Origin of the sequence: Candidatus Neomicrothrix sp. (assembly GCF_035329545.1) — a bacterium.
Taxonomy (GTDB): Bacteria; Actinomycetota; Acidimicrobiia; order Acidimicrobiales; family Microtrichaceae; genus Microthrix; species Microthrix subdominans.
The window spans coordinates 20,413-42,088 of sequence record NZ_DAOLGP010000007.1 but is presented as its reverse complement, the minus strand read 5'-3'; the positions used below and the strand labels follow the sequence as shown (position 1 = coordinate 42,088).

Genomic DNA, 21,676 nt, shown 5'->3' with positions numbered 1-21,676 from the left:
CAGTCGGCGATGTTCGTTAACGTGTCGCCTGGAGCAAGTCTGCTGGGCATCAGGCGGAACAGATTTGCTGGAGGATGTACAGAGTATGTTTGTTGATCTCGTTGACATGGTGCGTAGCCGCGCCGATTCTCAGGGTGACGAAACCGTCTTCCGATTCCTGCTCGACGGCGAGGCTGACGAGCTTCCGTTCAGCTACGGCGAACTCGACCGTCAGGCTCGCGCCTTGGCGGTGCGCCTTCAACAGGAGGGACGCCCCGGCGACCGGGTCGTCATCCTGATGGCGCCCGGGGCTGAATTCGTCGTTGCGTTCGTCGCCTGCATGTACAGCGGGTTGATCGCCGTTCCGGCCTTTCTGCCCGATGTGATGAACGCCGAGCGGAGCGTTCCTCGCCTGCGGGCGATCGCCCAGGATGCCGAGGCGGTCTGCATCCTCACCGACGAATTGTTCGCCACCTTTCGGGAGCAGTTGTGGTCGGTCGCCCCGGACCTGGCTCGAACCCCGTGGTTGCTGGCTGGTGAGGCGATCCGAACCGGCGACCCCGAAGCGTGGTCCGACCCCGGGCTCGGCGGCGAGGCGATCGCCTTCATCCAATACACCTCCGGTTCGACGGCGCTCCCGAAGGGCGTGGTGCTCACCCACGGCAACCTGCTCGCCAACTCCGAGGTCATCAAGTCAAAGTGTTTTGTCGATGGCGAGTTCAGCGGCGTGTCCTGGTTGCCGCCGTACCACGACATGGGCCTGATTGGTGGGGTGCTGCAACCCCTCTACCAGGGCCGACCAATGGTGCTGATGTCGCCGATGGACTTTCTGGCCAGGCCGCTGCGGTGGCTCCAGGCGATCACCAAGTACTCGGCGACCGTCAGCCCGGCACCGAACTTTGCCTTCGAACTGTGCGTGCGGCGCATTGCACCCGAGCAACGCGAGGGGCTCGACCTGTCGAGCTGGCGGGTCGCCTTCAACGGAGCCGAGCCCATTCGGCCGTCGACGCTGGAGCGCTTCGAGGAGGCTTTTGGGCCCTACGGCTGGCGAGGTCAGACGATGCTGCCCTGCTACGGGCTGGCCGAGTCGACGCTCATCGTCAGCGGGCACGGTCCCGAACTCCCGGCGGTCGTGACCCCCTTCGACCGCGATGCGCTCGGCAAGGGTGAGGCCCGGCCGGCAGCGGAAACAGAGACGGTCGAGCGGCTGGTCGCCTGCGGCGGGACCGAGCCCCTCCACGACATCCGCATCGTCGACCCGGACTCAGCGGTCGAGCTCGACGATGGCGAGATCGGCGAGATCTGGCTGAGCGGACCGAGCGTCGGGCGGGGGTACTGGGGTCGTCGCCGTCAGACCCGGGAGATCTTTGAAGCGAGGCTGGACTCGGGCGAGGGCCCCTTTCTGCGCACGGGCGACCTGGGGTTCTTCCACGATGGCGAGCTGTACGTGGCCGGGCGCATCAAGGACCTGATCATCGTCCGTGGCCGCAACCTGTATCCCCAGGACATCGAAGGGTTGGTTGAGAAGGTCCCCGGGGTTCGGGCTGGGTGCGTGGCGGCGTTCGCCGTCGCCGCCGACGATGGTGCCACCGACGCACTGGCCGTCGTGGCCGAGGTCGACGAGGCCAAGCTCGGCGATCCGAGCGCAGCGGCGGTGGCGATCCGCTCCGCCGTCACCGAGCACTATCAGGTCGCCCCGGCGGTCGTGACGTTGATTCGTCCCCGCTCTCTGGCCAAAACCTCGAGCGGCAAAGTGCAACGCCACGCCGCCAAGCGGGCCTTGGAGGAGGGAGCGCTCGATGCGGTGCTCGCCTGGCCACCTGAGTCGGATCGATAGCACCACCATCATCGACACAGCGCAATCGGACGACACCACACCATCAACGCCGCCGACGGCGGGAGGCAATCGTGAGCATTGACCAGATCAAAGACGCCATTGAATCGGGCGGGACGGGTGACGACCTGGCCGGGCTGGCCATTCCCGATACCTATCGGGCAGCCCACACCCTGCGATCGGAACAGGAGATGTTCGCGGACATGGCGTCCGCTGACAAGGACCCGCGGACGTCGCTGCACGTCGGGCAGGTTGCCACGCCCGAGTTGGCGCCCGACGAGGTCGTCGTGGCGGTCATGGCGAGCGCGATCAACTACAACACGGTGTGGACCTCGGTGTTTGAGCCGTTGTCGACGTTCTTCTTCCTCGACCGGTTTGCACGGGAGGGCCACTGGGAGTCCCGCCATCGTCAGGACTTTCACGTCGTCGGGTCCGATGCTTCCGGGGTGGTCGTCCGGGTTGGCAACGCGGTGCGCAATTGGAAGCCCGGCGATCGCGTGGTGATCGCCCCGGTCGTCACCCATGACCAGGATCCCGATGCCCACGAGGACCAGATGCTGGCGGCAAACCAGCGGGCCTGGGGGTTCGAGACCAACTTCGGTGGCCTGGCCGACCTGACGACCGTTCGGGCCAGCCAGCTGTTGAGGAAGCCAACCCACCTCAGCTGGGAGGAGGCGGCGGTCAACCTGCTGTGCGCAGGAACGAGCTATCGGATGCTCGTCGGTGCGCACGGCGCGCGCATGAAGCAGGGCGACATCGTGTTGGTGTGGGGTGGGACCGGCGGCATCGGCGGGTACGCGGTGCAGATGGTGCTGAACGGCGGCGGCATCCCGGTCGCGGTCGTGTCGTCGCCGGAGCGGGCCGAGGTGCTTCGGGAACTCGGATGCGAGTTGGTGATCGACCGCAAGGCGGAGGACTACCGCTTCTGGTCCGACGAGCACACCCAGGACGAGTCGGAGTGGCGACGCTTCGGCAAGCGGATCCGCTCGCTGGCCGGCAGCGATCCGGACATCGTCTTCGAGCATCCGGGTCGCGAGACGATGGGTGCGTCGGTCTTCGCCGCCAAGCGAGGCGGAACGGTCGTCACGTGTGCCGCAACCAGCGGATACAGCCTCGAATACGACAACCGTCACCTGTGGATGAAGCTCAAGCGCATCATCGGCTCCCACGGTGCCAACATGGCCGAGAACGCAGAGACCATCCGCCTGCTCGACCGGGGAGCCATCCAGCCGCTCCTCACCGAGACGTTCGCCCTCGACAACGTCGGGGAGGCGGCCCGCACCGTCCAGCAGAATCGCTCCGACGGCAAGGTGGGGATCCTCTGTCTGGCCTCGTCGGAAGGCCAAGGCATCGAGGACCCCGAGAAGCGTGAGCGGATCGGTGAGGATCGGATCACCTCCTGGTCCCGAAGCTTCGCTGCGACCAAAGAGGCCGTGAACGACTGACGCGGTGGGGGCGGCGTTGCCGAGGAGCTCACTCCGGTCGGGCGGCAACCTTCCGGGCGATTTCGTCGAGCACCGAACGAGGGTCGCGGCGCGAGTTGGGCAGTGGCTCGTTCCCCCGGTGCAACCGGTAGGTCGGGTGGGACTCGATGTCGAAGTCGTCTGCGGGGATCTGGCCGATCACCCGGCCCGGGTTGCCGGCGACCACCGAGAAGGGCGGCACGTCCTGGCTGACGACTGCGCCGGCGGCGATCACCGAGCCACGCCCGATCGTCACGCCGCTCAACACGACCGCCCGGAGGCCGATCCACACGAGATCTTCGATGCGAACGAACGACGTTTCGGTCCCTGGGCCGCAGGCGTCCATGACGTGCGATCCCTGGAACAGATCGATGCCGTGCTCGATGCGCTGGTTGGCGAGGAGCGGGTGGTGCAGCCCGTCGATGATGTAGACGCCTTCGGCCAGCGTGCACCCGTTTCCGATCTCGACGTAGCCGGCGCAGTCGATCCTGGCGTCGACGCCGATGCCACAATAGGAACCGATCGAGAGGTAGGCGTACTGCTGGACGTTCAGGAATCCGTCGACCAGACAGTGGTGGCCCATCTGAACCCGCGACGGGTCCCCGGAGATGTTGGCGATCTGCCCGCGTTCGCCGACGATCAGACCCTCGCCGGGAGTGGAGAGCCGGTGGAAGCGCCGCTCGCCTCCTAGGGCCCGGAGAAAGAAGTCGGCCTGGCGGTAGACGTTTCCGGCGGCTCCGACTGCGTTGCGGAGACGGGGGCTGTGGGCCAGGCGCTCGGTGATCGCTTCGGCCACCCGCCGCCGTCCGCCGATTTTGCTCGCGGTTGGGGGTGCTGTGGTTGGGGGTGCTGTGGTTGGGGGCGCTGTGGTTGAAGCCCCGGTGGGTGGAGGCACGGTCGTCATCTCCGGTGAAGGGATCGGTCGGTGCTGGCGGTGAACTGGATTGAGTGAGGCCATGACGACTGCGGCGACGCCGGCGGCGTGAGGCTCTTGGAGCAGTCCTGCGTGGTCGGTGTCGATCGTCGCTGCGGCGGGGGGAGTGACAAACCGATCGAGCCACGCCGCCACGGGTGCCGAACGGTCACCATCGAAGGTCGCTCCTCTCGTGGCACGCACGAGGGTGGTCGACGCATGAACGACTGCGGACGGGTGATGCCCGGCCATCGCCTCGATCGAGGCGATGGCGAGGCTCCAGAGCCGGGCGAGCAGGTCGCGAAGGGCGAGCTCGTCCAGGCTGGTGCTGCCGCCGTCGAGCACCCGGCGGACCGTGGCCTCAAGATCGGCGCCGGGCTCGAGGTCGGCAAGCTCGGCCGGGTCGAGCGGCTCTCCGCCGGCGTCCGGCCCGAAGAACAACCCGTTGAGGTGGTCGCACAGCAGCGATGCCACACGCTCGGATCGTTCCTGATCGGGTACACCGACGGGTGGCGGCGGGTCGAGCAACCACAGGTGATCCACCTGTTCACCGGCCGACTCGAGCCGTGCCGCCATCTCGAACGCCACCGGGGCGCCCAGCGAGTAGCCGCCGATCAGGTAGGGGCCCTCGGGTTGCCGTCGTCGAAGTGCGTCCAGGTAAGCATCGGCCAGTTCGGTTAGGGAGGCGAGCGGTCGATCATCGGGTTCGTCCAGGCCCTGCGCTCGGAACGCCCACATGTTGTGGTCGTCGAGAGCGGTACCCAGCGGCGTGAACGTCTCCGGGGTGCCAAACATGCCCGGCACCCACCACGACGTCGGGCCCGCCCCGGTCCGCACCGGAACCGCCGTTGCCGTGTTGGGCCCTGACACACCCGACGGGTCGGGCGGTGCGGCCCCGCGGTCTGATGGCCCCGCCACCCCGGGCTGGGACGGCCTAGCCGGTAGGGCGGGGCTCGCATCTCGAAGGAGGGCCGGTACGGCCTCGTCCAGAAGGTGGCCGGCCAGGGCGTTGGTCGTCATCGAACGCGACAACTCGGTCAGCGGAACCGTGTACCCGAAGCTGGCCTCGATCCGGGTCCGCAACTCCATGCCGACGAGCGAGTCGACCCCGTAGGTGTCAACCGGCGCATCGCCGTCGAGCTCGTCGGGGTCGATCCCCACGATCGAGGCAATGTCGGCACCGACGATGCCGGCGATGAGCTCGCGTCGAGCATCCACCGGCGTCGAGGCCAGGATGGTGGGCAGTGATGCCTCGACCCCCTCGCCCGCCGTCTGGTCCACCTGGGGGACGAGCCCGGCGAGCCAGGGCCGACGCGCCGCCTCACCGGCCTCGACGGCCACATGGGACCACCCGTGCTCGTCGTAGGCGGCGGTGGGCAGCCGGGCCGCCAACAGTCGATCGAGCACCCGGCCGGTGAGGTGGGAGGGAACCGAGTGTGCGTCCGCTCGACCGATCGGACCGATCGCAAGGTGGAGCCCTGGTCGTCCTGCGGCGCAGCGGCGCCGGGCGATCGCCGCAGCGGCGCCGTGATGAACGGCGCGTTCGGCGGTGCTGGTGGTGTCGGGAACCGTCGTACGCACACCCGGCAGGTCGGGGGCCATCCCGAGGATCACGAACAACGACAGGTCGAGGTGCTCGGTGGCCTGATCGACCATCTCGGCGGACCCGCTCCGGCGGGGGATCCACACCAGACCGGCCAGGGACGCCGGGGCCGTGCCGGCGTCGGCGACCAGCTGGGCAATGGCGTCGGGGTCGTCAGCGTCGATCAGGTGCTCGACGACCGCCCCCTCCGCCGCCGTGCCATCGGCGGTCGCAACGCGTGGATCGCCGGATGGACGGGCAGCGATCACCCGGGTCGCGCCACGTTCGAGCAGCCAGTTGATCGCAAAGCTTTGGGCGGCCCGGGATTCATCGTCGCCGTCATCGGCGCCGACCAGGTAGGTCGCAGCGGAGTCGGCGGCCCAGCGATCGACGAGTTCGGTGACCGGTGTGTCACTGGCGCCGAGGTCGACGACGATCGGGCCCTGCGGAGCGGAGCCGACGACCTCGCCGAGGGCCTGGGGCTCGAGATCGACGTCGCCCTCGCCGGCCAGTCGGGCAAAGGTGGCGCCGAGCAGGCCAGGGTCGCGTCGGCGGGCGGCGAGGAGGTCACCGTGCCAGGCATCGAGGCGAACCAACGCGCCGAGCGCCGCCGATCGGTTCGCTCCGTCGGCCCGATCGGGGAGCGGCCACAGCGCCGCCCGATCGACGACCAGGTGACTGGCAACCGCTCCCGCGACGACGACCGCCACCTCGGCGGGTGCCGGGGCTCGGTCGCCGGGGACTGCCCCGTTCGTGACGCGCCCGTCCGGCTCGCCCCCCTCGGGTCCGTGGTCGCCGTCAAGGACGATGCTCCCGATGGCGGCGACCCCGATTCCGACGCCGGTCAGGGTCGACGTTGCCTCGGCCGTCCCGGTGAGCGCAGCGGACACCTCGACGACGACCTGGTCGGGCCCCGGCTCGGGGACGACGAACGGGACGACGTCGATCGTGCTCTCACCGCTCCAGACCGCCCGAGACGGTCTGCCGTCGGCGGGATGGCGGACCCGACTGGGCGGGGGCACGGGCACGTCGGCGAGCTGGCCGGTCGATCGCAGCGACCCACGAATGAGCACAGCGTCGTCGGGCGCGTCGGCGAGGAGTTCGGCAGCGAGCCGATCAAGGTCGACGATCCCCCCGGAAACATCGATCGAGGTGAGGAGAAGCCCGGGGTAGGCGGTCACGGCCGCGCTCAACAAGCCGGTCACTCCCGCCGAGTCGAGGTCGAGCCGGCCGTCGGGGCCCTGACGGCCCTCCCGGGTGACGAGGTACATCCGCAGCCGGGGCGGCCTGCGCTGCGCCAGGCGCTCGATCGTCTCGAGCATCACGGCCCATTGGGGAAGGTCCCCTTCCCCGGAGTCCCCGGCGGGTCGCCGGGGACGATCGAACACGACGACGGCCGCCTCGTCCTCGCCGTAGCGGTCGAGCCAGGCCTCCAGGTCGAGATGCTCGGCGTCCAAGCGCTCCCGAACGGCCTCGACGAGGTCGTCCTGCTCATCGCCCAGACAGAACCAGCGCCGCTGCCGGACCGGTTCGTTCGCCGGGGCTTCCTCGTCGGACCAGCACTCGATCAACAGCGAGCCGGGGAGCGCGTCCGCTTCGGGCGCCAGGTTGGCGAAGCCCAGGCCGCGCACCTCGACGATGGCGGCTCCCCACTCATCGACGACGTCGAGGTCGTCGGTCGCAAAGTCGATCACCGCTCGGGCGCCGGAGGCCAGCGGGTGGCGAACGACGAGGCGCTCGACGGTGACCGGGGTGAGGGCGGTCGTCGCGTCGACGTGGGCGAGCACCGCCGCGGCATGCAGCGCGCCGTCGATGAGCGAGGGGCCGACCATCCACTTCGGATCGCCGTCGGGTCCCGGAGCCTGCAGGGTGACGACCGCTTCCTGGTCGGTGGTGACCACCGATCGCACACTGCGCAGCGGGTCGGTCACCGTCGACCGATGTGTCGATCGTTCGATCAGCTCGGCGCCATCGAGCCGTCGTCCGGTGAGCGCCAGGCGCGAGGAGGGGACGATCGGGCCTGGGCCGTCGGCCATCGCTTCGGCGGAGCCTCGGGCGACCAGATGGATGTGGTCGCCGTCGTGCGCCGAGAGCTGCCAGTCCCGTCCGTCGGCGGTGGCCGTTGCGCTCAGCCGGAGGTCCAGTTCGTCGCTTCCGCCGTTCGGCTGGGGGGCGAGCTCCACGTCGCGCAGCATCACCGCGGCGCACCCCATGCTCGACTGCATGGCAGCCACCGCCAGCTCGAGCACCAGCCCGGGCGTCAGCCCCTCGGGTCGATGCGTTTCATCGGCCGCGGCGGTGCGGGCCGTGACAATCGTTGCGCTCCACGCCTGGGTGTCGGCGGCGTCGAACAGGTCGACCCCCTCGTCGAGTATCGGGTGCCAGCGCAGGCGGCGTTCGTCGCGGTGGCTGTGTCGGATCTCGGCCGTCGCACCGTCGGGCGCCGCATACCAGCAACTGCGGTGATCCCAGGAGTAGCGGGGTGCCTCGACCTTCGAGGTCGAACGTCCGGTCACCGCCCTCCAGTCGACCGCAGCGCCCGCCGTCCATGCGGCCGCCAGCGACCGCCGCAGCGCCAGCGGGCCCGGTTCGCCCTGCTTGATCGTGTGCTGCACCGTGCCGGTAGAGCCGAGCGCGTCCAGGCAGCGACGGGCGGAGACCTCAACCACCGGGTGGGGGGCAATTTCGATGAACAGCTCACCGCCGGCGTCGACGGCACTGGCCATCGCGTCGGTAAAACGCACGGTTTGGCGCAGGTTCCGACCCCAGTATCCGGCGTCGAGCTCGGTGCCGTCGACGAGTCCGCCGGTGACCGTGCTGATGATCGGTACCCGGTTGGGGCGTGGTTCCAAGAAGTCGATCGACGCGGTCAGCTTGTCGGCAGACGGCGTCATCAGTGGCCCGTGTCCCGGGATGTCGCCGACGGTGAACACCTGGGCCATCACCCCCTGTTTGGCCGCTGCGGCCACGACGACAACCGTGTCGTCCTTGGGGCCGCTGATCAGGCAGTTGTCCGGCGCGATGATGCCGGCGATCGTGACATCGGCGCCGAGCTCCTCGATCAAGCCGGCGAGATCATCGGCGGCGAGCTCGACGAACGCCGTATTTCCGGTGCCGTTGGATTCCTCCATGAACCGCCCGCGGTTGAGGACGATCTCCAGGCCGTCGGCCAGGGCGATCGCCCCACCGATGTGAGCGGCGGCTACCTCGCCGATGCTCTGGCCGACGAGCAGGTCGGGCTCGACCCCGAACGATCGCCAGCGCTCGGCCAACGCCACCTGCAGGCTGTAGAGCAGCGGCTGGGCCCGCTCGTGGTCGAGGACCGGCTCGCCGGACCGGAGGACGTCGATGAGTGAGAAGTCGGCGAGCTCGGACAGTTCGGTGTCGCAGCGCTCGAGCGCGGAGCCGATCACCGGATCGGCAAGCAGGTCAGGATCGAACGGCCACCAGGCCCGGCCCTGCCCGCTGAAGACGAACACGACGCGGGCTGGTTCGCCGCTCCGGCGATCGCCGCCGATGGCGCAGCGGTGGGCCTTGCCCGCCGACGTCGCCGTGAGCGCAGCGATCGCCCCCTCGGTGTCGGGAGAAACGATGGCGAGGCGGCGGGGGTGTTCGTCGCGGTCGAGCGCCTGGGCCACCGCCAACTCGCCGAAGGATCCGGGGTCATCGGCGAGCGCCTGAGCGAAACGGCCGACGGACGCGGCGAGGGCGCCGGGCGTTCGCGCCGACAACGGAAGAAGGACGACGACACCGCCGTCGTCGCTCGCCGGCGGACGCGAAGCGGGAGCCGCAGGTGGTGCGCTCACGATCACGTGCGCGTTGGTGCCGCCGAAACCGAATCCGCTGATCGCCCCTCGGATCGATCCGTTTTCCGGCCACGGCGTGGGGGAGGTCACCACGGCCAGGGCGTCGGTGCGCTCGAGAAACGGGTTGGGGTTCTCGTAATGGATGGTGGGTGGAATCGAGCGGTGGTGAACCGCCAGGGCCGTCTTGATCACGCCGGCGATCCCGGCAGCCGGCTCCAAGTGGCCGATGTTGGTCTTGACCGAGCCGACCAACAACGGCTCGTCGGCGCTTCTCCCGGAGCCGTACACGGTATCGAGCGACCGCAACTCCATCGCATCGCCCAGCACCGTTCCGGTGCCGTGCGCCTCGATGTAGGCGACCGAGTTAGCTTCGACACCGGCGTCGTTGCAGGCGGCGGTAAAGACGTCGATCTGGGCGTCGGGGTTTGGGGCGGTGAGGCCGTTGGATCGGCCGTCGGAGTTGGTCGCGGAGCCCTCAATGACGCAGTAGATGCGGTCGCCGGCGGCGATCGCCGCCGACAACGGTTTCAGCAGCACCAGGCCGGCACCCTCGCCACGCACGATCCCGTCAGCGGCCGAATCGAAGGCCTTGCACCGCCCGTCGGGCGCGATGGCGCCCGCCCCGAGAAAGTTGAGCGTGATCAGGGGGGTGAGGATGGCGTTTGCGCCGCCGGCAAGGGCGGCGGTGCACTCGCCGCGCCGGATCGCCGCGCAGGCCAGATGGATGGCCACCAGCGACGACGAACAAGCGGTGTCGACGGCGATGCTCGGCCCCCGCAGGTCCAGACCATAGGAGATGCGGTTGGCTGCGATGCTCAGCGCATTGCCCGTGCCGAAGAACGCGTCGATCAGCTCGGGGTGTGCGCCCTGCCGTCGGCCGTACTCGGGAGTCGAGATGCCGAGGAACACGCCGGTGGCAGACCCCCGCAGCGACGAGGGTCGGACGTCACCGTCCTCGAGTGCTTCCCACCCCACCTCGAGGAGCATCCGTTGCTGGGGATCCATTCGATCGGCTTCGAGCTGGGAGATGCCGAAAAAGACGGGGTCGAACTGGTCGATCCCGTCGACGAAACCGCCCAGGCTGACCTGCGGGGGCAGATCCTCAGGCAGGTCGCGGTCCTCCCAGCGCCCCTCGGGGACCGGTCCGACGGCGTCGATTCCGTCCTGCAGCAGGCGCCAGTAGGCCTCTGGTCCGTCGGCGCCAGGAAAACGGCAGCCCATGCCGACGATCGCAATCGGTTCGTGTCCCTGGTCGGCCGAGCGTGCTGAGACTGCATCCCCGGTGTGTCCGGGCCTGATCGGGGCGGCTGCTCGGTCGACTCGGGTGGCACCGGTGCCCAGGAACGCGGCCAGCTCGGAGGGGGACTCGAAGCTGAACACGACCGTCGGGTCCAATTCGGTGCCGAGTTCGACCTCCAGGTCGGCGAGGAGCTCGGCGGCGGCGAGCGAATCGATGCCCAAGGAGTTGAAGGAGGCGGCGGGGTCGATCTCGTTCTCGGCCAGGTTCGCCGTCTGGGCGACCCGGGCGATCAGCCACCGACGGATCTCGGCCTCGCCGTGTCGGGGCTGCGAGGACGCGCCCGGTTCAGTGGGGTTCATCGACGCCTCCGGCCAGCTGGGCACATCCCGGAGCGGCCGCCGCCAGGTCCAACGAGCCATCGGCCGTGGCGCGCAGGTCGTCGAGCAACGACTTCGGGAAGACCCGGAAGGTGATCACCAGCAGCGGATAGGCGATGGCCGTCACCGTAGCGAGCACCAGGAAGTTGTCGCTGACGGTCCTGGTCGCGCTGAGGGCCAGCCAGAGGATGGTTCCGAGGACGGCCAAACGGAACGTGCCCCGGGCATCGAAGGAATACGGCGCGAACTTGCGAAGCAGGAGGGCTGCGCTGACGGCGCCGATCATCGTGGCAACGATTCCCACAGCGGCGAGCCCGGGCAGCCCGAACCGGGGCACGACGAGGGGAGAGGCGGCCACGCCGACGGTCAGGCATAGCGCGTTGATCGCCAAGATCAGCCGGGGCCTGCCGATCGACAAGAACACGAACCCTGCCCAGACCATCAGGCTGGCCAGGATGAGCGCGATCGACATCAGCCGCAATGGTTGGGCGGCGGCGTCGTAGCCGGGTCCAAAGCCGGTGTTGAGCAGCTCGGCAAGAGGTGCCTGAAACAACAGGATCGAGACCGGGAGGAACAGGGCGAGGATGGCGGTGCGGGCGGTTGCGTCGATGCGGCCGAAACGGATGCGGTCCTTGCGGATCCAGGCCGCCGACGCCAGCGGGAAGGCGACGATGGCGATGACGCTACCGAACAACGAGAGGTATTGGATCGGAAGGATCGCGGCGTTGAAGATGGCGACGGTCTCCGGCGGGGCGGTCACCCCGAGATAGATGGTGCCGAACTGGACGGTCGCCAGCCCGAGCAGCCCGGCGACGCCCAAGGTGAGCGCCTCGCCGACGAGCAGTCGGGTGCCGCGGAGCCGGGGACGGAGACGGATCCCGGCCTTGAGGCGAAACAGTCCGTAGGCGACGACATCGGCGATGGCGTACGCGCCCACCCAGGCGAAGAACAGCGCCCACCACGGCACCTCAAGGGCGAGCAGCATCAGGGTGAAGGCAAAGCGCAGTCCCACGTAGACCATGCGGGGGGCGACGTCGAGGTAGGCGCGCAGCTGCGACTGAAAGACGGCACCGACGACAAAGAAGCTCTCGCCGAAGAACTGGCTCGATGCGAGCAGTGCTGCGAGTTGCACCTCGAGGAGTATTCCGCCCCGCGCCAGGCCGATGGCGAGGAAGATGAGCTGGGCGGCCAAGGTCGCCAGCACCGAACCGGCGAGTCGAACGCCGACAGCCGCACCGATGACCTCCTCCGGGTCTTCCCGCTGGGTGACCCGCCGCACCGCCACCTTGTCCATCTGGAGGTCGGCGACGACGAAGGCCAGGTTGATGACGACGTTGACGAGCGCATACCAGCCCATCTGCTCCTTGGGGAGGTAGCGGATGATCAGCAGAAATGCTGCGACGTTGAAGACCAGGAACGAACCGAGCCGGGCGAGCTCCGAGAGGGAACTGGCCGCCCCGCGGCGGTTCCAGTTGGCCGATTCGTCCGCAGCCTCAGCGGTTGGAGCGTCCTCGGTCGCTTCGTTCGATCCGGTCGACGACGTTGGAGCGCCGACCGGCTCCGTCGCTGGATCGCCAGTCACCTTCACCGCATCGCTCCCCGCCGCAACCATCCAGCGCGTTTAGTGGGCGCCCGCACGCCCGGATCCTGAGTTGACCAGTAGAGGATGCTGTAACAGCCGCGAGCCACCAGTCAAGTGCCAGCGAATGCCAAGATGGCATGGTGATGACTGTGGGGCCATCTGATCAGCAACCACCCGAGCCTGCGGGTTCGGCACCGCCGCCGAGGCGGCGCGGTTGCCTGCGGGCGCTGTTGATCACCTTTGGCGTGCTGGCGGTCCTGGCCGTGGCGGTGGTCATCGCCGTCACCATCGTCATGAAGGTATCGGCCAACCGGCCCAGCTCCGGTGAAGCGATCGACGGTCGGCCGACGCGCCAGGGGAGTGAAGCGTCGGTCACGACCGACGTCCCTCCCGGCGCCGAGGACGTCGACCCGATCTCGCCTGACGAGATGCTCGTCCCGGTGGCCCGCAACCCACCGGTCAACCCGTGCGCGGACTCGGGGCCGGACTTCGATATCGAGATCATGGGGCTTGACGGCGGTGATCGGCGTCGAATCGGGGAGGGTCTCGATGAAGGGAGCACGGGCGAAGGTGCGGTCAACACCTCGAAGGAGGAGATGTGGCCGCGTCTATCGCCGGATCGGCGACGCCTGGTCTTCTACCGTGCGCCCAACGCCAAGACCGGTGAGATCTGCCGGTACACCGTTCAGGAACTCTGGATGGCCAACGTCGATGGCACCGGCGTCCGCAAGGTGTTCTCCAACGCTCAGAAGCTCGAGCTCGCCTCCCGGCTGGGTTGGCCCTCCGAAGGCTCGCTTCAGGGTCATGCCGATTGGGCCCCCGACGGACGCCACGTGGTGATGGTGCTTGGGCACGCGCCGTCGCTGGGCCCTCTGCCGTTACTCAATCAGGGTGAGACCCAGCTGTTCGTCCTGGACGTCGATACCGGGGACCTTCGTCAGGTCACCCGACGCGTCGACGATCAAGGTCGTGGGGTCTCCAGCGACCCGAGTTGGACCCCCGACGGCAGCTCGATCATTTTCGTCGGCTGTCCGGACGCCACGCCCAGCTGCGACGACATGCAGATCCTGTCGGTGCCCTCCGACGCCAAGGAGGCGAGCGAGACCTCGGTGGTCTTCGATGCGCCCGGTCGCAACGGCAACGACGTGTACGTCTCGCCGGACGGTAAGTCGATCTCGTGGATGGAGGTAGGGGTGCTCGAAACGAAGCTGTTCGCCGCCGAGTTCGTGCCCGGCCGGGAGATCCAGCCCGAGGATGCGGTGCTGATCGACGCCCATGGGGGGTATGCAAACTGGAGCGCCGACAGCAGTCAGCTCATCTACACCCGGCTGTGGTTGGGGGACCGTTTCGCGATGTACTCCAACTCCTTCGATGGTCAACCGTCGGAGCGGGTGAGCCCGCCCGGCACCGACGAGGTGTTCATGACCCCGTCACCCTGACCGAAGGTAGAACGCTCTCAGTAGCCGTGCGGTGACTGAAAGAGGTGTTTGTCGGCTGCCCTCGGACGGCACGGGTTGAGGTGGGAGTGCCACTGAGCACAATCCCAGGTTTCCTGTTGATGCTCAACCGGGGGCTTGGCTACGTTGTAAGAAGCAGTGTGGGCGAAAAGCGAGACCACGCAACGTGGTCATGCCTGATGGCGGAGGAACTAGGTGGAACAGACCACGTGGACCAGGCGTGAGGTCAACAACGTCCTGGAGAGGTCGAGCCAACCGGTTCGTGCCGTGCAGATGGAGCAGGATGAGCCGGACGAGCGGCCGGTTGTCCCCGCCCGGCTGGAGCTCGATGAGATCGAGCCGTACGTGCGGGGCGTGTTGAACGGCCTCGATTCGACGCTGACCACCAAGCCGAGCCGGCGTTACCGACGGGCCAAACGGGCATTCGACCTGGCGGTCGCTGTCCCCGGGCTCGTCGCAGCAGCGCCGATCATCGGTGCTCTCTCGCTGGCGATCCGACTGGAAAGCCCGGGTCCGGCGATCTTTCGTCAGCAACGGGTCGGCCTCGATGGGCGGGTCTTTACGTTCTACAAGTTTCGGACGATGTACACCGATGCTCGCGAGCGGTTTCCCGAGCTCTACGACTACTCGTTCGATTCGGCTGAGCTTGAGAACCGCTACTACAAGCAGACGGTCGACCCACGAAACACCAAGCTCGGCGTCATCATTCGTCAGACCACCCTCGACGAGTTGCCCAACCTGATCAACGTCATCAAGGGCGATGCAAGCATCGTCGGCCCGCGACCCGAGCTTCCGGAGATGATTCCGCATTACCGGCCGTCGGACCTGGTGAAGTTCCGGGTCAAGCCCGGCCTGACCTGCCTTGCGGCCTGCACGGGGCGCAACACCCTGACAATCGACGCGCAGATCCGGGCCGACGTCGAGTATGTGGCCGGTCAGTCCTTCAAGCTGGACCTCCGGATTATTCTGCAAACCGCCCGCACGATCGTGCAATCGATCGGCGCCGTGTGAGCCCGGTGGCTGGGGCGTCCACCCGTCCGGCCGCACCCTCGGCGCAGGGCGTGACGAGGTCGGTACCGGCTCTCGAACCTTCGGGCGACGAGGGATCGGTTCCGGACGTCTCGGTCACGATCGTGACCTACCAGTGCAAAGACCTGGTGCTGACGTGTCTGGAGTCGCTCACCGACGGCGCTCGCGCCAGTCAGCTCGAAGTCATCATCGTTGACAACGGCTCGACCGACGGTGTGGTCGAGGCGGTGAAGGACCGCTATCCGGACCTGCGCGTGATCGAGGTCGGCGGCAACGACGGCTTCGGTCGATCCCATAACCTGGCAGCGTCCCACGCCACAGGCAGGTATCTGTTGGTTCTCAACCCCGATACGTTCGTGGAACCCGGAGCGATCGACACGTTGGTGCGTTTTGCCGATGAGCGGGAGCGTCTCGGCCACCCGGTCGGCATGGTGGCGCCCCGCCTGCTGAATCCCGACGGAACCGATCAGCGCACCGCCCGTGCGTTCCCGACCGCGTCGGCCGGATTGTTCGGTCGGCGCTCACCACTGACTCGAGCGTTTCCGCGGAATCGTTGGTCGCGCCGGTTCTTGGTCTCCGATCGCACCGAGGACGACGAGCCGTGGGTCGTCGACTGGGTGTCGGGGGCCGCCATGCTGATCCCGAGGGCCGAGTTCGACGAGCTCGGTGGTTTCGACCGCGACTTCTTCATGCACTTCGAGGACGCCGAGCTGTGTCACCGCATCGGTGCGAGCGGGCGAGAGGTATGGTGCGTACCCCGGTCCGAGATCGTCCACGCTGAGGGCGGGTGTCGGGACGGTTGGTCGCCGGCTCAACTCTGGCATTTTCACCGCGGCGCCTATTTGTTTGCTCGTAAGGCGAGGTATCCGAAGCTCTCCGACCCTCGCCGTTGGGGCATCGCCACGTTGTTGGGCATGCGCTTTCTCGGGGCGTTGGGGCTCCGCCTGCTGCGATCAGCCCCAAAGAACACAACCAATCAAAAGGAGGTCGAGCCACGTGCATGAGCGCAACTCGGCGTACAGGACGCAGGATTCGACCAGTGACGAGTCAAAGGCCAGCTCGGTACCCAAACGGCGCGTGCCGTTGAAGTCGCAGCGCCTCGGGGGTTACTGGCGCGTCCCGGTTTTCGCGTTGGCCGCCGGGTTGATCGCCTTCAGCGCCTCCTTCGTCGTCCAATCGCAGTACCCGTCGGTTTCCCGGATGTTGATCCGTACCGGTGAGACCTCCTACAGCGCGACCGACTCGGCCGCGCCGATGGGCGACGGCATCAACATCGGTGGCATCGACATCACCAAGCAACAGACGCTGGGCAACACGCTGATCAACCTGGCACTGTCTAAGCAGTCTGCTGCCGAGATCGTGGACCGAATTGGTGTCGAGAAGATCAACGGGGGTGAAGAACCGAAGATCGGGATGGCGACGAAGATCGTCAACTTCTTCAAGGTTGGCGGCACGGGCACTGCTCCGACGGCAACCGAAGCGGCGATCGAGCGGGTTCAGGGCTCGCTCGAAGCGGTCGTGCTCGACGAATCCTGGGTGATGGAGATCACCGCCTGGGACCCCGATCCCAAGCTGGCCCGTGAGATCGCCGACGTCACCGCCGAGGTCGCCGTCGATCAGAGTTCGCAGCGGTTCAAGGAGAACTCCGTCCGTGAGCTCGAGTATCTGGCCGGGCCGGTCGAGGCCGCTCGGGCCGACGTGACCGCCAAGGCCAAGGCGATCGCCGACTTCAAGTCGGCCAACAACATCATCGCCGAAACCGGGAGTGGGCCCCTTGCAGGCGGCCTTGCCCCGTCGGCCTCGGCCAGCCTTGAGACCCTCAACGGTCAGCTTGCCGGTCTGCGGGCACGGGAGCAGCTGCTTCAGCAGCAGTTTTCCGACACCCCACAGTCGGTGACGGTCGAAACGCAGCAGGCAAACGGCGCCATCACCCGTGCCCAAGAGCCCAACCCTGAGTACGACAAGGCCCAGCAGGCGCTTGAGAGCGTCCAGGGAGATATCGCGGCCGCTGAGGCGCAGTTCAACGAACTCGCCGGTCGCCTCGGTGGTGGTTCGGCGCCCTCGATCAACGAGATCCAGGTGAAGCTGGCGGCGCTCCAGAGCGACCTCGATCTCTCCCAGGAGTCCTACAAGAACCTCAACGACCATTACAAGGCTGTTGCGGTGTCGGTGGAGAAGCCCCGGTTCGACGCTTCACGTTTGGGAGCTGCCAGCGTGCCGACCACCCCCGGCCGCCCGCTGCGCTACCTGTTCTTGTTGGTCGGTGCGTTGGTCGGTGCGTTGGGAGGGTTGCTGTTGACCTGGTTCCGCAGCATCCGCGAGGAGGGCGAGGCTGTCGATGCACCGCAGGTGCCCGAGGACAGCCTGCGCGCCGAACGTGCGACGTCGGCCCCACCGGTCGGGGCGCAGGTGGTCGACGTCACCGGCTCGCCACGTCGCGACGCTGCAGATGTGACCGGCTCGCCAAGTCGCGACGCTGAGGCCCCCACCGACGCCGACGAGCCACGAGTCGAGAAGCGCTCGACCCCGTTCGTCGACAGTCGGCAGCGCACGTGACGGTGGTCGACGTCGCGCCCGACGGGCTTGATGACGTACCGGCCGGCGGGCGGGTCCCGCCGATCGCCCGGAAGCGCCTCAAGGGAGCGATGGTCGGCTTCGGTCTCTTCATGTGGGTGATGAGCGGAGCGATGGGAGGGGTTAAGGGAGCGACGGTTGCCGCTGTGGTGTCGGTGCTGGTCGCAGCCGGCCTGGCTGCACGACCGGGCATCGCCCAATGGTTGCTGGTCGACAGCCCCACTGCGGACGTCCCGCCAACCCGCCGCAGCGTATTCCTGGTTGACCTTGCCGAACGTGCGACCGGAAGCCGGATGCGGGAGGCGGTCACCGCCGTCGTACTGCTCGGGCTCAGCGTCGTGCTGGCGATCGTGGCGGCCAGCATTGGCGAGAAGGCGCTGATCATCCTGGTCGGCCTGGTCGCCCTGTTGGCGATGCTGGCGTTCATCAAGAACCGCACGCTGTTCTTCATGTTCGTCTTTGCAGCGTCGTTCAGCCTGATCTTGTACAAGAAGTTCACACCCATCCTGGCGGAGAGCTACGCGGTAGCGATCTACATCACCACGGTGGACGTCGTGATCCTGTTTCTCTACTTCATCTGGGCATCCGAGGGAACCCTGTTTCGCGACCTCCGATCGGGTCTGAAGAACCCGGTGTTCATGTTGCCGATCGCCGGCCTGGCTGTGACCCTTTTGTCGGCGGTCAACGCGGCCGACCAACGCCTGGTGTGGGCCGAAATGGTTCGCTATCTGTGGATGGCCGCCCTGTTCATCTACGTCGGCATCCGCGTGCGTCGTCGGGAACACATTTGGGCGTTCATGCTCGGTTGGCTGGTGTTTTTGGGGGTGCAGGTTCTGGTCAGCACCTCCCAACGGTTCACCGGTGGGTTCCTCGGTATCGAGATCCTGCAGTTGAAGCCGGATCCGATGGAGCCGAACAGCATCGAGTACATGCGGCCCTTCGGTACCCAGATCCACCCGGTGTTCCTGGGCACCGTCGTCGGCATGGTCAGCGTGATGGTGGCTTGCTTTGCGTTGCACGTACCCAAGGACCGGTTGATTCGCTACGTGCTGCTCGGTTGTATCCCGCTGGCCTTCATGTCGTCGCTGCTGTCCAAGGCCCGCGGTCCGCTGGTGGCCCTGGTCCCTGCGGTGGCCGTGATCATCGTGTTGGTTATCCGCCGCAAGATGATGTCCCCTCGGGTGCTCATCGTCGGGGTGATGCTGGGCCTCATCGGCATCGGGGTGTTTCACAAACCGGTCACCGAATTGACCGGGTCGATGTTCGGCTCAACCCAGTCGAACGCAGGCGAGAACTGGAGCGCCCGGTGGAAGATCAACCTGATCGCCTACCGGATGGTTCGGGCACACCCGTTCGTCGGAACCGGCATCAACAGTTTCGAAAGCCAGATCAAGGACTACACCTACGAGGAGAATCCCTTCGACTTCCGCCCGGCGCACAACCTGTTTGTGCTGATGGCGGCGGAGACGGGCCTGATCGGGCTCGGCATGACCATTCTCGTCGGCCTGGTGTTCGCGAGATATGCCTACCGGCTGACGCGCGCTCGTGACCCGATGTACGTGAGCCTGGGTATCGGCGCGCTCGCCGTGCTGGTATTTCTGATCGTCGAGGAACTCAACTCCTTCACGCTCAAACAGGACATCCCCATGGCCATGTTTTGGACGATCTTCGGGCTGGTCGTCGCCGCCAACCGAATGGCCGATGAAAACGCCCCCGATCTTCCAGAGCTGTCCTGGCTGCGGCCGAACCCGGAGGGCGATGCGCCGGAGACCACGGAGCCCGTCGAAGCGACGGCCGAGCCTGAGCGCGTGATCACAGGAGGTGTGCGATGAACGCTGATACCGAGACGATCAACGGGCAAGCGCCAGCGAGCGTCGAGCGGGAACGCGTCGACGTCGTGATCGTCAACTACAACACCGCCGATCTGCTGATCGATACCCTTGACGATCTCCACCGACAGATGCCCGACGATGTCGACTGGGCGGTGACGGTCGCCGACAACGACTCGGCAGACGACTCGGTCGAGCGTGTTCGCAGGTCGTGGCCGGACGTCAACCTGATCGAGATGGGGGGCAACACCGGCTTCTGTCGAGCCAACAACGCTGCCATTCGCTCCGGCGACGCCGAGTACGTGTTGCTCGTCAACACCGACACCAGGCTGTTCTCCGACACGGTCGATTCGCTGCTCGACACGCTACGAAACGACCCCTCAGCCGCCGTGGTCGCCCCCCGCCTGGAATTCGCCGATGGTCGGTTTCAGCCTGCAGCCGGCGGAGCCGAGATCACCGTTCGCTCCTATGCGATGTGGGCCATGGGCCTCGAGCGCTTCGCCGACCGGTGGCCGTCCCTCGAAGGTGCCTACACCACACGCGACCATGGCCGGGCCGTGGAGGTCGGTTGGGTGTCGAGCGCGTGCATGCTGCTGCGTCGCAGCGCCATCGAAGCGGTTGGGTTGATGGACGAACGAATCTTCCTGTATATGGACGATGTCGACCTGTGCCAGCGCCTTCGCTCCGACGGTTGGTCGGTGTGGTTTCGCGGCGATGTTCGGGCGGTTCACTTCATGGGCGGCGGCGATCGACGGCCCCCGAGGACGATCTCGCCACATACGGTGGACTCGTTGACCCGGTGGTTCGACCGCCAATACGGCGGTTGGCGAACGAAGGTGTTTCGTGCGACGGGAATGCTCGCCCATGGCGCTCGCAGCGGCCGGTTGGCCCTCCACTACGCGATCCGTCGAGACGACGATTCGCTGGACCGGTCGATCATGAACCTGCGCTTGGCGCAGTACTTCATTCACAGCGGGGTCGAGCCGCCCTCGATGGACGTCTCAACCGAATCACACCAAACAAGGGAGAAATTGTGAAAGTACTGGTAACTGGCGGGGCAGGGATGTTGGGTAGATCCCTCGTCCCAGCGCTGGTTGGCGCCGATCACGACGTGACGGTGACCGACATCGATCTCTCTGCCCCCACCCCATGGGGGCCGAGCGGCCCGGTCATCACCGAGTTGGACGTGCGTGAGCGCTCGTCCATCGCCGACGCCTTTGCTGACGTGCGCCCCGATCTGGTCGTTCACCTTGCGGCCGGCACGTCACTCGAGTTCGCAGATGCCAACGAGGACGCGACCTACCTGACCAACACGATCGCCACCAAGTACGTGGCGTTGGCGGCCCGCAAGCACGATGCGGCCATGGTCTACATCTCGACCGCCGGCGTGTTCGACGGCACCAAGCCGTCGGAGGTTTACAACGAGTACGACCAACCGAACCCACTCAACGTGTACGGGCGGACAAAGTACCTCGGGGAGTTGATGGTCAAGGAGTTCCTCGAACGGCACTACATCATCCGTGCGGGCTGGATGGTCGGCGGCGGTCGGTCCAAGGATCACAAGTTCGTCGCCCAGATTCTCCAACAGATTCGTGATGGCAAGACAACCCTGTACGCCGTCGGCGACAAGCTGGGCACGCCCACCTACACGCCGGACTTCGCCCGCACGTTTCTTGGGCTGATCGATTCCGAGCTCTACGGCCTCTACCACATGGCCTGCGGGGGACGGGGCAGCCGCTTCGATGTTGCCGCCCGCATCCTCGACGTTCTGGGCATGAGCGATCAGATCGAGCTGGTCGAGGTGACCAGCGACCATTTCGCCGAGGAGTTTCCCTCTGTGCGGCCGTACTCGGAGATCATGCGGAACATGAACCTGGAGCTGCAGGGCATGAACCACATGCGTCCCTGGGAGGTCGCCATCGAGGAGTACCTGCACAACGAATTTAGTGATCTGATCGTCAAGGATCGGTCGGCGCCGACCGATGCCTCACCTAGCCTCATGGGAGCCTGA

General features: G+C 67.0%; 11 protein-coding genes. 9 read left to right on the top strand and 2 right to left on the bottom strand.

What is annotated here, in order from left to right:
- The first annotated feature begins 85 nt into the window (after positions 1–85).
- Both PKD89_RS05845 and ccrA read left to right on the top strand, forming a co-directional pair.
- A complete protein-coding gene (locus PKD89_RS05845; RefSeq protein ID WP_289010171.1) occupies positions 86–1,816 on the top strand; it encodes a fatty acyl-AMP ligase in 1,731 nt (576 codons plus the stop codon).
- A 77-nt stretch (positions 1,817–1,893) separates the two neighbouring features.
- Positions 1,894–3,258, top strand: coding sequence for a crotonyl-CoA carboxylase/reductase (gene ccrA, locus PKD89_RS05840; RefSeq protein WP_349257323.1), 1,365 nt, complete (start codon positions 1,894–1,896; stop codon positions 3,256–3,258).
- Positions 3,259–3,286: 28 nt separating this feature from the next.
- Here ccrA and PKD89_RS05835 read toward each other — a convergent pair whose 3' ends face one another.
- Both PKD89_RS05835 and PKD89_RS05830 read right to left on the bottom strand, forming a co-directional pair.
- Positions 3,287–11,176 carry a polyketide synthase gene (locus PKD89_RS05835; protein ID WP_324332312.1) on the bottom strand — a complete coding sequence of 2,630 codons (7,890 nt, stop codon included), beginning with the start codon at positions 11,174–11,176 and terminating at the stop codon, positions 3,287–3,289.
- Positions 11,163–12,782: a polysaccharide biosynthesis C-terminal domain-containing protein gene (locus tag PKD89_RS05830; RefSeq protein ID WP_289011875.1), complete on the bottom strand. Its 1,620-nt coding sequence runs from the start codon at positions 12,780–12,782 to the stop codon at positions 11,163–11,165. Before PKD89_RS05830 ends, PKD89_RS05835 begins: the two co-directional genes overlap by 14 nt.
- A gap of 143 nt (positions 12,783–12,925) precedes the next feature.
- Here PKD89_RS05830 and PKD89_RS05825 point away from each other — a divergent pair, with 143 nt between their 5' ends.
- The 7 genes from PKD89_RS05825 to PKD89_RS05795 all read left to right on the top strand — a co-directional run bounded on the left by PKD89_RS05825 (position 12,926) and on the right by PKD89_RS05795 (position 21,676).
- On the top strand, positions 12,926–14,215 hold the full coding sequence (locus tag PKD89_RS05825; RefSeq protein WP_289011874.1) for a hypothetical protein: 1,290 nt from the start codon (positions 12,926–12,928) through the stop codon (positions 14,213–14,215).
- A gap of 213 nt (positions 14,216–14,428) precedes the next feature.
- A complete protein-coding gene (locus PKD89_RS05820) occupies positions 14,429–15,244 on the top strand; it encodes a sugar transferase (protein ID WP_289011873.1) in 816 nt (271 codons plus the stop codon).
- Positions 15,241–16,266 carry a glycosyltransferase family 2 protein gene (locus PKD89_RS05815; RefSeq protein ID WP_289011872.1) on the top strand — a complete coding sequence of 342 codons (1,026 nt, stop codon included), beginning with the start codon at positions 15,241–15,243 and terminating at the stop codon, positions 16,264–16,266. The genes PKD89_RS05820 and PKD89_RS05815 overlap by 4 nt, the downstream gene beginning before the upstream one ends.
- Positions 16,267–16,339: 73 nt before the next feature.
- Positions 16,340–17,818, top strand: coding sequence for a hypothetical protein (locus tag PKD89_RS05810; protein WP_289011871.1), 1,479 nt, complete (start codon positions 16,340–16,342; stop codon positions 17,816–17,818).
- Positions 17,815–19,668, top strand: coding sequence for an O-antigen ligase family protein (locus PKD89_RS05805; protein ID WP_324332311.1), 1,854 nt, complete (start codon positions 17,815–17,817; stop codon positions 19,666–19,668). The genes PKD89_RS05810 and PKD89_RS05805 overlap by 4 nt, the downstream gene beginning before the upstream one ends.
- Positions 19,665–20,702, top strand: coding sequence for a glycosyltransferase family 2 protein (locus tag PKD89_RS05800; protein WP_289011869.1), 1,038 nt, complete (start codon positions 19,665–19,667; stop codon positions 20,700–20,702). The genes PKD89_RS05805 and PKD89_RS05800 overlap by 4 nt, the downstream gene beginning before the upstream one ends.
- Positions 20,699–21,676: an SDR family oxidoreductase gene (locus PKD89_RS05795; RefSeq protein WP_289011867.1), complete on the top strand. Its 978-nt coding sequence runs from the start codon at positions 20,699–20,701 to the stop codon at positions 21,674–21,676. The genes PKD89_RS05800 and PKD89_RS05795 overlap by 4 nt, the downstream gene beginning before the upstream one ends.

Excerpts from the sequence above, each read along its gene's own strand:
- PKD89_RS05845 (WP_289010171.1), top strand. The coding sequence starts at position 86 with ATGTTTGTTGATCTCGTTGACATGGTGCGTAGCCGCGCCGATTCTCAG.
- PKD89_RS05835 (WP_324332312.1), bottom strand. The coding sequence starts at position 11,176 with ATGAACCCCACTGAACCGGGCGCGTCCTCGCAGCCCCGACACGGCGAG.
- PKD89_RS05800 (WP_289011869.1), top strand. The coding sequence starts at position 19,665 with ATGAACGCTGATACCGAGACGATCAACGGGCAAGCGCCAGCGAGCGTC.